This is a genomic window from Streptomyces sp. 7R007 (assembly GCF_054850255.1).
In genome coordinates, this window is the sequence record NZ_JBTWMV010000009.1 from 17,303 (window position 1) to 30,793 (window position 13,491).

A 13,491-nucleotide genomic window follows, 5' to 3' on the forward strand; every position below is an offset into this window, starting at 1 on the left:
GAAAACGGGCCGCGGAAGGACGGTCGAGTGAGCGACGGGATCTGGGAGTACGAGGGCTACGACCCGGCGGACGAGCGGCTGCGGGAGTCCCTGTGCACGCTCGGCAACGGCTACTTCGCCACCCGCGGCGCCCTGCCCGAGTGCGCGGCGGACGCGGTGCACTATCCGGGCACCTATGTCGCCGGCTGCTACAACCGGCTCACCTCCGAGGTGGCGGGGCGCCGGGTCGAGAACGAGGACATGGTCAACGTCCCGAACTGGCTCCCGCTGCGTTTCCGCTGTGCCGGCGGGCCCTGGCTCACCCCGGACACGGCCCCGGTCCTCGACCACCGGCTGCTGCTCCACCTGGCCTCGGGGCTCCTGGAGCGGCGCACCCGCTACGACCTCGGCGGCGGCAGGGCGCTGTCGGTGCGTCAGCAGCGGTTGGTGCACATGGCCGACCCGCACGTGGCCGCCCTGCGCACCGAGTTCACCGCCGAGGGCGGTGCGAGCGAACTCCTCGTGGAGGCGGCCCTGGACGCCGGGGTCACCAACGCCGGCGTGGCGCGCTACCGCGACCTCGACGGCCGCCACCTCACCCACGTCCACACGGGCGACGCCGGCCCCCACGCCGTGTGGGTGCGCTGCCGCACCCGCACCTCCGACATCCGCGTCGGCCTGGCCGCCCGCCTGGCCGCCGACGCACCCGTCACCGCCCGGCACGAGCCGGCCCGCGCCGTCCAGGAGGTGCGCCTCGCGCTGAGCGACGGCCGACCCGTCGCCGTCGACAAGGTCGTCGCGCTGCACACCTCCCGCGACCCCGCGATCAGCGACCCGCTGCACGCCGCGACCGACCGCGTCGGCCGCGTCCCCGGCTTCGACACCCTCCTCGACGACCACCTCACCGCCTGGGACCAGCTCTGGCGCCGCGCCGACATCGACGTACCCGGCGAGTCGGGCCGCATCCTGCGGCTGCACCTCTTCCACGTGCTGCAGACGCTCTCCCCGCACACCGCCGACCTCGACGTCGGCGTGCCCGCGAGGGGACTGCACGGCGAGGCCTACCGCGGCCACGTCTTCTGGGACGAACTGTTCGTCCTGCCCTACCTCACCCTGCACTTCCCCGAGGTCTCCCGGTCCCTGCTGCGCTACCGCCACCGCCGCCTGGAACAGGCCTGCACCGCCGCCCGCGCAGCCGGCCGCAGGGGCGCCATGTACCCGTGGCAGAGCGGCAGCGACGGCCGCGAGGAGACCCAGCGACTGCACCTGAACCCCAACTCCGGCCGCTGGCTGCCCGACCACTCCCACCTGCAGCACCACGTCGGCTCCGCGATCGCGTACAACGTCTGGCAGTACTGCCAGGCCAGCGGTGACGCGGAGTTCCTGCACACCAAGGGCGCCGAGATGCTGCTGCAGATCGCCCGCTTCTGGGCGGACGCGGCCGTCTACGACCCCGGCCTCGGCCGCCACCGCATCAAGGGCGTCGTCGGCCCCGACGAGTACCACGACGCCTACCCCGACGCGCGCGTGCCCGGCCTCGACGACAACGCCTACACCAACGTCACCGCCGCCTGGGTGCTCGCACGCACCCTGGAACTGCTGGACACGCTGCCCGAACCGCGCCGGCGCGAACTGGTGGAGCGCACCGGCCTGGACGGCGGCGAACTCGAACAGTGGCAGGACGTCTCCCGCACCCTGCACGTGCCCTTCCACGCCGGTGTCATCAGCCAGTTCGAGGGCTACGGCGACCTCGCCGAGCTCGACTGGGACGGCTACCGCGAGCGCTACGGCGACATCCGCCGCCTGGACCGGATCCTGGAGGCGGAGGGCGACAGCGTCAACCGCTACCAGGCGTCCAAACAGGCCGACGTGCTGATGCTCGGGTACCTGTTCTCCCCGGCCGAACTGCGGGCCCTGTTCGGCAGGTTGGGCATCCGGCTCGACGACGACACCTGGACCCGCACGGTCGACCACTACCTGCGCCGCACCAGCCACGGCTCCACCCTCAGCGGCCTGGTCCACGGCTGGGTGCTGGCCCGGGCCCGGCGCGCGGAGGCCTGGAAGTACTGCCAGGAAGCCCTCCAGGGCGACATCGCCGACGTGCAGGGCGGCACCACGGGCGAGGGCATCCACCTCGGCGCCATGGCCGGCACCCTCGATCTCGTCCAGCGCGGCCTGACCGGCCTGGAGACCCGTGGCGGGGCGCTGTGGCTGGACCCGGTACCGCTGCCGGAGCTGTCCACCTACGGGTTCGCGCTGCGCTACCAGGACCACTGGGGCGTACGGCTGCGTCTGCGGCGCGGCGGGCTGGAGATCACCGTACCGTCGTCCGAGGCCTCCCCGATCGACGTACGCCTGCCCGACCGCGCCGTCCGGCTCCGGCCGGGGGAGACCAGCCGTCTGCGGCTCGCCGACTGAGTCTCACGCCGGGACCACGGCGAGCGGACACCCGGTGAACCGGGCCACGGTGTAGGCGACGGGGCCGAGTCCGGCGCCGGCGCCGCGCCCCACGACGAGCAGGTCGATGCGGCCCGAGGTCCGCACCAGGGCCTGCGCCGGGTCGAAGAGGACGACGTCCTCCAGGACCCTCACCGACGGGTACTTCGCGCGCCACGGCCGCAGGACCTCCGTCAGCAGGCCGATCTCCCGTTCCGCGCGGGCGGCGTACAGCGCCGCCGACGACGCGTGCCCCGCGGGGCCGGGCGGCGCCACGGGCGGCGGGCCCGCGTGCAGCGCGGTGAGGTGGACGCCCCGCAGCCGTGCGGTGTCGAAGGCGAAGTCGAGGGCGCCGTCGGCCGGGGCGCGGGCGTCGACGGCCACCGCGATCCTCGCCGGCCGGTCCGCCGGGACGCGGAGGGCCCTCGCGCCGGGTACCAGGACGACGGGACAGCCGGCGCCGCCGGCCACGGCCCGGGCGGTCGTCCCCGGAAACAGTCCCGTGCGGCCGCCCTCGCCGCGCAGCCCGAGCACCGTCATCGCCACGTCGGTCTCCGCGCCGCGCCGCAGCAGGACGGCGGCCGGCTCGCCGGTGAGCCGCAGGCTCTTCATCGCCGCTCGCGGATACCGGGCGGCGAGGCCGGCCACCACGGTCTCCGGACGGAACGGCTGCCTCGCTCCGCAGGCCGCCGCCACGTGCGCCACGCGCAACGGCAGGTCGCGCAGCAGGGCTTCCCGGGCGGCCCAGTCCGCGGCCGGGCGGCTGCCCGACGAGCGGTCCACCCCGACGACGATGACCTGCTTCATGGCGTCCGCGCCTCCCCGGGAACGACTCGTGCCCACCCTCCAGGCTCATCCGGCGCCGGGGGACGGGGCATGGGCCGGTCGGTCCCCCGAGCAGTCCCGCCGGCCCCTTTGCCGCGGGCGGCTCGCGGGGGCAGCCTGGCTGTGGAGAACACCGACCGGCGGCCGCCCACGGCCCGTGAGGGGAGGTGGCGCCCCATGCCGGCGCACCCGCTCGACACGACGACCATCAGGGACCTGGTCACGGCCGCCACGGCCGCCCCCTCGCTGCACAACGCGCAGCCCTGGCACTTCCGCTACCTCTCCGGCCGGCGCACCTTCGAACTGCGCCCCGACCTGAGCCGGGCCATGCCGCGCACGGACCCGGACAACCGCGCCCTGTGCCTGGGCTGCGGCGCGGCCCTGTTCAACCTGCGCGTCGCCGCGGCGCACCGCGGACTGCGCACGGACACGCGCCTGCTGCCCGACCCGGCCGACCCCGGCCTGTACGCCGCCGTGCGCATCACCGGAACGGACACCGGCCGCCCCGACCCCGCAACGGCTCGGCTGTACCCGGCGATCACCCGGCGCCACACCAGCCGCCACCCCTTCGAGGAGAAGCCGGTCCCGGCCGACGTGGCGGACGAACTGCGGGAGGCGGCCCGGCAGGAGGGCGCGCAGCTGGTCTTCCCCGACGCCTGGCACGTCGAGGCGCTGCTCGACCACGTCCGGGACGTCGAGGGACGCGACAGCCTGGAGCCCGAGCGGCAGGAGGACCTGCGGCGCTGGACCCGCACCGGGGCGCGGGAGGCCGGCGAGGCCGTCGACGGGATCCCCGAGTACGCCTTCGGACCGAGGAAGGCGGCGGGCCGGGCACCGGTACGGGACTTCGCCGGCCGCGAGGCGGTCCCCGGCCGGGCCGCGGCCGTCTTCGAGAGCGTCCCGAACCTGGTCCTGCTGGGCACCGCCGCCGACCACACCGCGGACTGGCTGCGGGCGGGGCAGGCGCTGGAACGGGTCCTGCTGCTCGCCACGCTCCGCGGACTGGCCACCTCGCTCACCTCCCACTCCCTGGAGCGGGCCGACCTGCGGGAACTGGCCCGTGACCCCGGCTCGGCCATGGGCTTCGTCCAGATGGTGCTGCGCCTGGGCTACGGTCCGGCGGGCGTGGCGAGCCCCCGCCGGCCGGTGGGCGAGGTGCTGGAGATCCGGTGACGCACGTCCGGCTCAGCGGGCTCAGCGCGCAAGACCGGGCTCAGCGCGCGAGGGAGAAGTAGTTCTCCTCCTCCTGCGTGAAGTGCAGGCGCAGCACCGTGTGCAGGCCGTAGAGGCTGGCGCGCAGGTCGTCGAGCTGTTCGGGGGCGAGCGCCCCGTCGGAGCCGGCCAGCGCGAGGTGGGTGGCGATGCGGCGGGCGAGGCGTTCGATCTCGGCGTGGGCGCGGCTCATGGTGGCCGTCGCCTCCGGGCCGCCGAGAGTGGGGGCGAGCGCCGGATAGAGCTGGTGCTCCTCGGCGTACTCGTGCGGCAGCAGCCGTTCGGTCAGCAGCCGGTGCACCTCGGCCACCGCCGCCAGCGACCGCGGACCGGCGCCGTCGGCGAGTCGGTCGGCGGCGGCCCGCACGGCCTCCAGGACGTCCTGGAGATCGTCGTGCTCGGCCGCGAACCGGTGGACGAGGGCCTCCGCGTCGGGCCGCAGCCGCGGCCGCGCCGCCCGGTCGTCGCGCAGCGCCCGCAGCGCGTTGAGGATGACCACGACGTCGATGCCCTCCTGCAGCAGCGCGCCCAGGGCCGGCGGCAGCAGACCCAGGGCGGCCGCGACCATCGCGGCCAGCGACAGCGCCATGCCGCCCAGCGCGCTCTGCACGGCGATGCGCCTCGACCGTACGGCGATCCCGACGGCGTCGGCCAGGCGGTCCACCCGGTCCGTGGTCAGCACGATGTCCGCCGCCTCCGAGGAGGCCGTGGCGCCCCGGGCCCCCATCGCCACCCCGATGTCGGCCACGGCCAGCGCGGGAGCGTCGTTCACGCCGTCGCCGACCATCACCGTCACCGCCGCCTCGCGTTCGGCGCGCACCGCCGCGACCTTCTCGGCCGGGGCCAGCCCGGCCCGCACGTCGTCCAGGCCCAGCACGGCGCCGATCTCCCGGGCCGGCTCCGCACGGTCGCCGGTGAGCATCACCAGCCGCCCGATACCCGCCGCTCGCAGCCGGCGCAGGGTCCGCGGCGCGTCGGGGCGCAGCGGGTCGCGCAGCAGAACGGCGCCGACGGGCCGCTCGTCCACGGTGAGCCAGGCGACGGCCGCCCCGTCCAGCAGGGCCCGGTTGTCCGCCGCGCGCGCCCAGGCCGGCAGGCCGGTGTCCTCGTCGAGCCGGCCGACGGCCATCCGGCGGCCCGCCACGACGCCGGCGGACCCGCGGCCGGGCTCCTCCGTCACGTCGTCCGGCACCGACAGGCGCAGCCCACGCCGCCGCGCCGCGTCCACCACGGCCCGCGCCAGGACGTGCGGGGAGTACTGGTCGAGCGAGGCCGCCAGCCGCAGCACCTGGGCCGGCTGCCAGCCCGGCGCGGCCACCACGTCCAGCACCCGCGGGCAGCCGCCGGTGAGGGTGCCGGTCTTGTCCAGCAGCAGGGTGCGCGCCCGGCCCAGGTTCTCCAGCGCCCCGCCGTCGCGGATCACCACGCCGAGCCGGGAGGCCCGCGACAGACCCGACACCACGGCCACCGGCGCCGCCAGCAGCAGCGGACAGGGCGTGGCGACGACCAGGACGGCCACCGCCCGCACCGCCGAACCGGACAACAGCCAGGCCGCGCCGGCGACCGCCACGGACAGCGGCAGGAACCAGGCCGCGTAGCGGTCGGCCAGCCGCACCACGGGAGCCGACTCGGCCCCGGCCTGCCCGGCCAGCCGGACGATCTCCGCGTAGGTGCTGTCCTGCTCGGTCGCCGTGGCCCGCAGCCCGAAGGCGCCGCCCGCGTTGACCACGCCGCTGCGCACCGCCTCGCCCTCCGGGCGCCGCACGGTCAGGGACTCGCCGGTGAGCACGGACTCGTCCAGCACGGCCGGCCCGCCGACCACCCGGCCGTCGACGGGGACGACCTCGCCGGGGCCGACCACCAGCAGGTCACCGGCCGCGACCTCGGACAGCGGCACGGCGCGCACCTGATCGCCGGTGCGCCGCCGGGCGGTGCGCGGCGCGTGCTCCAGCAGCGCGCGCAGGTCACGCGAGGCCCGCCGCCGGGCGGCGCTCTCCAGGGTGCGGCCGGTGGCCAGCATCACGGCGATCAGCGCGCCGGCCAGGTACTCGCCCACGGCCAGGGTGCCGCCCAGGGCGAGCACCGCGATCACGTCCACGCCCGCCTGGCCGCGCCGCAGCGCGCCCAGCACCCAGACCACCGCCGGGCCGATCGCGACGGCGGTGCCCAGGGCCCAGCACAGGTCGGCCGGGCCGGGCGCGCCGGTCAGGCGGAGCAGGCCGCCGACCGCCAGCGCGGCGGTCGTGGCCGCCAGCAGGAGCGGTTCGGGCCGCGGCGGCCACCACGGTGCGGTGAGCGGCCGACGCGTCGGTGTCAGCGCCTTCTCCTGCGGCATCTCGGGCCTCCTGCCCCTCGCTCAGTCGTGCGGTACGACGGCCACCGGACACGGCACGTGGTGCAGGGCCGCGTGCGGCACGGGGCCGAGCTTCCAGGCGTGGTGGGACGGGTGGCGCCGGCGGCCGACGACGGTGAGCCGGCTGTGCGCGCACGCGGCGAGCACCACCTGGGTCGCCGGGCCCGCGGCGAGGTGCAGGGCGACCGGCACGTCGGGGAACTTCTCCCGCCACGGGGCGAGCACGGCCGTCAGCCGGGCCCGTTCCCCGGCCTCCTGCCGGGGTGGCACGGGGGAGGGGAGGGCCAGCGCCCGTACGGCCCGGAGCAGGGAGCCGCGGGGCTGGGCGGCGGTGAACGCGAAGTCCAGCAGCGCGTCGGCGGCCGGGCCGGGTTCGTGCACGCCGACCACGACCTCGCCGCGTCCGGCCGTCGCGGGGTGCCCCCAGCCGGCCTCGACCGCCGGGTCGCCGGCCCGTACGGCGACGACGGGGCACTGCGCGAGGGCGAGGACGTGCAGGCCGATGGACCCGAGCAGGAAACTCGCCACCGAGCCGTGCCCGCGGGAGCCGAGCACGACCATGGCGGCGCTCCGGCCCCGCTCCAGCAGGGCCTCACCGGCCGGCTCCGCGACGAGTTCGGTGGTGAGCGGCAGGTCCGCGTACCGGTGCAGCAGTTCCGCCTCGGCGCGGCGCAGCACCTGGCCGCCGTACCGCTGCTTGCTCAGGGCCTCCTGGGGGACCGGCACGTCGAGCGGCTGGGTGGTCCAGGAGTGCAGCAGCAGCACGGGCAGGTGCCGGTCGACCGCCTCACGCGCGGCCCACCAGGCGGCCGTCACGCTCGCGGGCGAGCCGTCGACTCCGACGACGACAGGGCCGATGGTCATGGCGCACCTCCTGTCCGGGTGCGGCAGCCGCGGACGCTACTGGCGCACGAGGGCCCCGTCTTCAGCGTCGTGCGCCGGGCCCGCCGTGCGGGAGGGCCGGTCGGTGCGCCGTCGGGGCCCGTCCGGCCCACCGCCGCCGCCGGTCGAGGGCCGGCCCGGACCGGCCCCCGGGTCCCTATGGCCCACTGCGGGGCGGAGGCGGCGAGCCCAGGCTGGAGTCGGCGCCCCGGAGGTGCCGTACCGGCACTCGGCCGCCCGGCCGGGACCGCCCGAGGAGGGGAGGAACGGCCATGAGTGGACCCGTCGTCGTGGGAGTGGGCGGTTCGCCGTCGAGCCTGGCCGCCGTGGAGGCGGCCGCGTGGGAGGCCGACCGGCGGGGCGTGGCGCTGCAACTGGCGCACGCCGTCGCGTGGCCCGCGGACCCGGTGGCCCCGGGTGTGCCGCCCTGGGACCCGGACGGCGCGGGCCTGCCCGGGATGGCGCGCGGCACGCTGGCGGAGGCCGAGCGGCGCGCACGCCGGGTCGCGCCCGGGCTGGCGATCACCAGCGGGGTGCTCGTCGGCGAGCCGGTGACGGTGCTGGAGTCCGAGTCGCGCGCGGCCACGCTCACCGTGGTCGGCGGGCGCCGCCAGGGCCGGTTCGGCGGGCTGCCGTACGGCTCGGTGGCCGGGCGGCTGACCGCGCACGGGCGCTGCCCGCTGCTCGTGGTGCGCGGCCGGGTGAACCGCACCGGTCCCGTCGTCCTGGCCTGCGACGGCTCGCCGGCCTCGCGCGCGGCGGCCGCGTTCGCCTTCGCGGAGGCCGCGGAGCGGGGCGCGGAGCTGGTGGTGCTGCACACGCGTGACGCGGGAACGTATCCGGACGTACGGCGCGAGCATCCGGATGTCGCCGTGCGCCCGCGCCGGATCCGGGGCCGTGCCCGGCTCGCGGTCGTCGAGGCGACCGCCGGGGCACAGCTCGTCGTGATCGGCGTGCGCGCGCACGCCGGTGTCACCGGGGCGGTCGGCCGCGCGGTGCTGCGGCACGCGCCGTGCACCGTCGCCGTGGTCCCGGACGGCGCCGCGCGCCCGGGAGAGTGACATCGCACACCTAAGCACCTGCTGAATTGCAAAATTTCGCAATTGCTTAGATGCTATGAGGGCTGTGCCCGCAGGTAGCCACGGGCACAGCCTTCTGTGCGTGGCCCCGACGGGGCCGCCCGGCGAGAGACCGAGGGGCCGTGTCCGTTCCGCTGCACCAGACCATCGCCCCGCTGCTGCCCACCCGGGCCGACCTGGCCGAGATGCGGCGCGACCCGCGCCGGGACCTGCTGGCCGGCCTCACCGTGGCGATCGTGGCGCTGCCGCTGGCCCTGGGCTTCGGCATCTCCTCCGGGCTCGGCGCGGCGGCGGGCCTGGCGACCGCCGTGGTCGCGGGGGCGCTCGCCGCGCTGTTCGGCGGATCGAATCTCCAGGTCTCCGGGCCGACCGGGGCGATGACGGTGGTCCTGGTGCCCATCGTCGGCCGCTACGGCCCCACCGGGGTGCTGACCGTCGGCGTGATGGCCGGCCTGATGCTGGTGGCGCTGGCCGCTCTGCGCGCCGGCAAGTACATGCGGTACGTGCCCGCCCCCGTCGTGGAGGGCTTCACCCTGGGCATCGCCTGCGTCATCGGCCTGCAGCAGGTGCCCGCCGCCCTCGGCGTCCCCAAGCCCGAGGGCGACCGGGTGCTGGTGGTGGCCTGGCGGGCCCTGGAGGAGTTCGTACGGCACCCGAACTTCACGGCCCTGGGCATCGCGGCCGCGGTGGCCGCCGTCATGCTGGCCGGCGCCCGCCTGCGGCCCACGGTGCCCTTCTCCCTCCTGGCCGTCGTCGCCGCGACCGCCGTCGCCCAGCTCGCCCACCTCCGGGCCGCGCAGCCGATCGGCGACCTGCCCGCCGGGCTCCCCCTGCCGTCGCTGGCCTTCCTCGACCCGGGCTCCCTGGGCACCCTGCTCGCCCCCGCGGTCGCCGTCGCCGCCCTCGCGGCGCTGGAGTCCCTGCTGTCCGCGTCCGTCGCCGACGGCATGACCGTGGGCCAGCGGCACGACCCCGACCGCGAACTGTTCGGCCAGGGACTGGCCAACATCGCGGCGCCCCTGTTCGGCGGGGTGCCCGCCACCGGGGCGATAGCCCGCACCGCCGTCAACGTCCGCACCGGCGCGAGCTCCCGGCTGGCCGCGCTCACCCACGCCGCGGTCCTCGCCGTCATCGTCTTCGCCGCGGCGCCCCTCGTCTCCCGCATCCCGCTCGCCGCCCTGGCCGGCGTCCTGCTGGCCACCGCGATCCGCATGGTCGAGGTCGGCTCGCTGCGCGCGATGGCCCGGGCCACCCGCTCCGACGCCCTGATCCTCGCCCTCACGGCCGCCGCCACACTCGCCCTCGACCTCGTCTACGCCGTGATCATCGGCCTGGTCGTGGCCGGCGCCCTCGCCCTGCGCGCGGTGGCCCGGCAGGCCCGCTTCGACCAGGTGCCGCTCGACGCCGGCGACCACACCGCCGAGGAGCACGCGCTGCTCGCCGAGCACATCGTGGCCTACCGCATCGACGGCCCCCTCTTCTTCGCCGCCGCCCACCGCTTCCTGCTGGAGCTGACCGAGGTGGCCGACGTGCGGGTGGTCATCCTGCGCCTGTCCCGGGTCTCCACCATGGACGCCACCGGCGCGCTCGTGCTCAAGGACGCGGTGCACAAGCTCAAGCGGCGCGGCATCCTCGTCATCGCCTCCGGCATCCGCCCGGAGCAGCGCCAGGTCCTCGCCTCCGTCGGCGCTCTCGGTCTGCTGACCCCCGACGGCCGCGAGTACGCCGGCACACCGGAGGCGATCCGCGCCGCGCGCGACCACCTGGAGGCGGCCGGCGTCCTGTCGGCGCAGGCGGCGCGATGACCCTCGCCGGAGCCCGCACGCTGCCGCACCGGCACGTGCTCACCCTGCCGACGCGGCCACCCGCCGTCCGCACCGCGCGCGAGACCGCCGAACTCGCCCTCGGCGAATGGGGGATCGACCTGGGCCACCCCGCCGTGGGACCGGCCCTGCTGATCCTCGGCGAACTGGTCACCAACACCGTCCGCCACGCCGCCGCCCGCTCCCCGCAGCTGTGCGTCCTCTACGCGGCCGGCCCGGACTGCCTGGTCCTCGCCGTCCACGACCGCGACCCCGCCCTGCCGCCCCTGCACGAGGCGCCCGGCCGGGGCGGCCTGCGCACCGTCATGGACCTGGTCCTCGGCCTCGGCGGCACGGCGGTCGTCCGCCCCGACGCCGACGGCGGCGGGAAGGGCGTATGGATCACCCTGCCCCTGTGACCGCGGGCCGGCCGCGCCGCGATTTCGGCGCCGCCGCACCTTCACGCGAGGATGGGGCACATGTCTTCGATGACGGAAGGGACGGCACGGTGACCGCGCCCCTGTACCAGCTCAAGGCCGAGTTCTTCAAGACGCTCGGCCATCCGGCGCGCATCCGGGTCCTGGAACTGCTCAGCGAGCGCGAACACGCGGTCGCGGAGATGCTGCCCGAGGTGGGCATCGAACCCGCGCACCTGTCCCAGCAGCTGGCCGTGCTGCGCCGGGCCAACCTGGTGGTGACCCGCAAGGAGGGCTCCACGGTGTACTACTCGCTGACCACCCCCCAGGTCGCGGAGCTGCTGCGGGTCGCCCGGAGCATCCTGTCCGGCGTCCTGGCCGGCCAGGCGGAGCTCCTCGCCGACCTGCGGGCCGCCCAGGACGACCGCGGGCCCCGCTAGAGCCGGCTCAGCTCAGCGGGAGGGAGGCGGCGAGGGTGTCCTGCTCCAGCGTCTGGGCCACCGTGCGGCGCGGCGAGGGCGGGCCTTCGGGGCCGTAGCCCAGCCGAACGACGATCTGGGCGTGCGCGCGCATGGCCCGCGGCCCGCTCACCAGCTCCTCGCGCAGGTCGGGCCACTCCACCGCCTGGTGCAGCAGCGAGGCGCGCACGCCGTGGACGGTGGCCACCAGCAGGACGTGCTGGAGGGCCTGCCCGGCCCGCAGCCAGTCCGCGCGCCGGTCGTGCGCGGTGCACAGCACGGCGAGCGCCGGATGCCGTTCGAAGGCGCGGGCGGCGAGCGCGGCCGGGTGGCGGTGGGCGCCGAAGTCCCGCATGGGGACCCGGTCCCGGTAGTCCTGGGGGCCGAGCGCGGCCGGCGGCATCCCGAGCGCCGACTCGTCCGGCTCGCGCACCCAGCGGCGGCTCTCGGCCGCCCGGTCGGGGTCGGCGTTGTTGCGCCGCTCGCCCTCCATGGTCACCCGCAGCAGCCGGTCGGTCTCGTCCTCGCTCCCGGGACGGCCGAGCAGGGCGCCCTCGGCGTGCGCGGCCTCGGCCAGCTCCGTCAGCAGGGCCGTGGGCAGCGGCCGGTCGGAGTACGGGAAGCGGCTGCTGTGCCGGCGCCACAGGGCCTCGTACAGGCCCGGCGGCGGGGTGAACCGGGCGGGTCCGCCGAGCCGGACGCCCGCCAGCAGCTCCGGTTCGTCGGGGCGGGGCAGCAGCCGGGTCACCGGCGCCCAGCCGAGGTGCGCCGCCGCCAGCCGCAGGTTGAACAGCGCGCAGCCGACCGACAGGTGCAGCGCCCGTCCCGCCGGGTCGGTGTGCCGCAGGCCCCGCTCGGCGGCGGCCCGCACCTCCAGGGTCAGCGTGTCCGGGTCGAGCCGGAACCGCCAGGGCTGGCTGTTGTGGATCGAGGGGGCGGCCACGGCTGCCGAGATCAGTTTCTCCAGGATCGCCGCGTCGAGAAGCGGGCTGGACATGAGGGCCTCCTCCCCGCCCCTTGGCTCAGGGCCGGTGGGACGGTCGATGACCCTGACCACGGTGGCCCCGGCCGGAGGGCCGCGGGCAGGGGCCGTAGGGCCTCGATGCGCGCCGGACGGCCCCGACGGGGTCACCGCGGCTGTGCGCCGCCGCCCTCGGGGTGCTCCAGCTGCGAGGCGATCACCGCGGCCTGCACCCGGCGCTGCACGCCCAGCTTGGCCAGCAGCCGGGAGATGTGGTTCTTGACCGTCTTCTCCGACAGGTACAGCTTCTTGCCGATCTCGCGGTTGGTCAGACCGTCGCCGATCAGGGCGAGGATCTCCCGTTCCCGCGGGGAGAGACTGGCCAGCTCCGGGGACTCCTCCGGGGCGGCGGCGGGCTCGGTGCGCAGCGAACGCATCAGCCGGGCCGTCGTCGCCGGGTCCAGCATCGACTGGCCCGAGGCGACCGTGCGCACCGCGGAGACCAGGTCGGAGCCCCTGATCTGCTTGAGCACATAGCCCGAGGCGCCGGCCATGATCGCGTCCAGCAGCGCGTCCTCGTCGTCGAACGACGTCAGCATCAGCACCGCCAGCTCCGGCATCCGGCTGCGCAGCTCGCGGCAGACGGAGATGCCGTCGCCGTCCGGCAGCCGCACGTCGAGGACCGCCACGTGCGGTCGTACCGCGGGGGCCCGCACCAGCGCGTGGGCCACGTTCTCGGCGTCGCCGACCACGCTGATGTCCGGCTCCGCGTCCAGCAGGTCGGCGAGGCCGCGTCGGACGACCTCGTGGTCGTCGAGCAGGAAGACGCGGATCGGGTCCTGCGCCGTGAACGTACGTGCCTCGGTCATGTCGATCCCTGTTTCCCCGGGTGTAGACGGACTGCGGGCCGCCTGTGCCGACGATCATGACGCGCGCCCGGTCATGGATGCTAGGGCCGTCCGGCCCATTGGCACAGGGCGTACTGAGAACACTCCCCCGGTGGCGGGGCGGCAATCCGGCCATCTCTTCCCGTTCCCGAGTGAACAGTGAGACCTTTTAGGTATGTCCGTCTAGGTGTGTCCGTCTCA

11 protein-coding genes are annotated in these 13,491 nt (G+C 76.3%); 6 read left to right on the forward strand and 5 right to left on the reverse strand.

Annotated elements, in window-relative coordinates:
- Nucleotides 1-27: 27 nt before the first annotated feature.
- Complete coding sequence (locus tag ACYF6T_RS14120) at nucleotides 28-2,397, forward strand: glycoside hydrolase family 65 protein (protein WP_461696393.1); 2,370 nt, start codon at nucleotides 28-30, stop codon at nucleotides 2,395-2,397.
- A gap of 3 nt (nucleotides 2,398-2,400) precedes the next feature.
- Here the strand turns inward: ACYF6T_RS14120 and ACYF6T_RS14125 are convergent, their stop codons facing one another.
- On the reverse strand, nucleotides 2,401-3,222 hold the full coding sequence (locus tag ACYF6T_RS14125; protein ID WP_461696394.1) for a universal stress protein: 822 nt from the start codon (nucleotides 3,220-3,222) through the stop codon (nucleotides 2,401-2,403).
- Nucleotides 3,223-3,417: 195 nt separating this feature from the next.
- On the opposite strand from ACYF6T_RS14125, the gene ACYF6T_RS14130 reads away from it, so the two are divergent.
- A complete protein-coding gene (locus tag ACYF6T_RS14130) occupies nucleotides 3,418-4,413 on the forward strand; it encodes an Acg family FMN-binding oxidoreductase (protein WP_461696396.1) in 996 nt (331 codons plus the stop codon).
- A 40-nt stretch (nucleotides 4,414-4,453) separates the two neighbouring features.
- Here ACYF6T_RS14130 and ACYF6T_RS14135 read toward each other — a convergent pair whose 3' ends face one another.
- A complete protein-coding gene (locus ACYF6T_RS14135; RefSeq protein ID WP_461696397.1) occupies nucleotides 4,454-6,787 on the reverse strand; it encodes a heavy metal translocating P-type ATPase in 2,334 nt (777 codons plus the stop codon).
- Between the two features lie 21 nt (nucleotides 6,788-6,808).
- Nucleotides 6,809-7,669, reverse strand: a complete 861-nt coding sequence (locus tag ACYF6T_RS14140; protein WP_461696398.1) for a universal stress protein — start codon at nucleotides 7,667-7,669, stop codon at nucleotides 6,809-6,811.
- A gap of 290 nt (nucleotides 7,670-7,959) precedes the next feature.
- Here ACYF6T_RS14140 and ACYF6T_RS14145 point away from each other — a divergent pair, with 290 nt between their 5' ends.
- The 4 genes from ACYF6T_RS14145 to ACYF6T_RS14160 all read left to right on the forward strand — a co-directional run bounded on the left by ACYF6T_RS14145 (nucleotide 7,960) and on the right by ACYF6T_RS14160 (nucleotide 11,424).
- Complete coding sequence (locus ACYF6T_RS14145) at nucleotides 7,960-8,748, forward strand: universal stress protein (RefSeq protein WP_461696400.1); 789 nt, start codon at nucleotides 7,960-7,962, stop codon at nucleotides 8,746-8,748.
- 203 nt (nucleotides 8,749-8,951) lie between these two features.
- Nucleotides 8,952-10,571, forward strand: coding sequence for a SulP family inorganic anion transporter (locus ACYF6T_RS14150; RefSeq protein ID WP_461696686.1), 1,620 nt, complete (start codon nucleotides 8,952-8,954; stop codon nucleotides 10,569-10,571).
- Nucleotides 10,568-10,987, forward strand: coding sequence for an ATP-binding protein (locus ACYF6T_RS14155; RefSeq protein ID WP_461696401.1), 420 nt, complete (start codon nucleotides 10,568-10,570; stop codon nucleotides 10,985-10,987). Before ACYF6T_RS14150 ends, ACYF6T_RS14155 begins: the two co-directional genes overlap by 4 nt.
- Nucleotides 10,988-11,076: 89 nt before the next feature.
- The gene (locus ACYF6T_RS14160) at nucleotides 11,077-11,424 is read left to right on the forward strand and encodes an ArsR/SmtB family transcription factor (protein WP_461696402.1); all 348 of its coding nucleotides are present in this window, start codon (nucleotides 11,077-11,079) and stop codon (nucleotides 11,422-11,424) included.
- 7 nt (nucleotides 11,425-11,431) lie between these two features.
- Here ACYF6T_RS14160 and ACYF6T_RS14165 read toward each other — a convergent pair whose 3' ends face one another.
- Together ACYF6T_RS14165 and ACYF6T_RS14170 are read right to left on the reverse strand one after the other, a co-directional pair.
- A complete protein-coding gene (locus ACYF6T_RS14165; protein WP_461696403.1) occupies nucleotides 11,432-12,439 on the reverse strand; it encodes an Acg family FMN-binding oxidoreductase in 1,008 nt (335 codons plus the stop codon).
- A gap of 131 nt (nucleotides 12,440-12,570) precedes the next feature.
- Entirely contained in the window at nucleotides 12,571-13,272 is a 702-nt protein-coding gene (locus ACYF6T_RS14170) for a response regulator (RefSeq protein ID WP_461696404.1), read from the reverse strand.
- Between the last annotated feature and the right edge of the window lie 219 nt (nucleotides 13,273-13,491).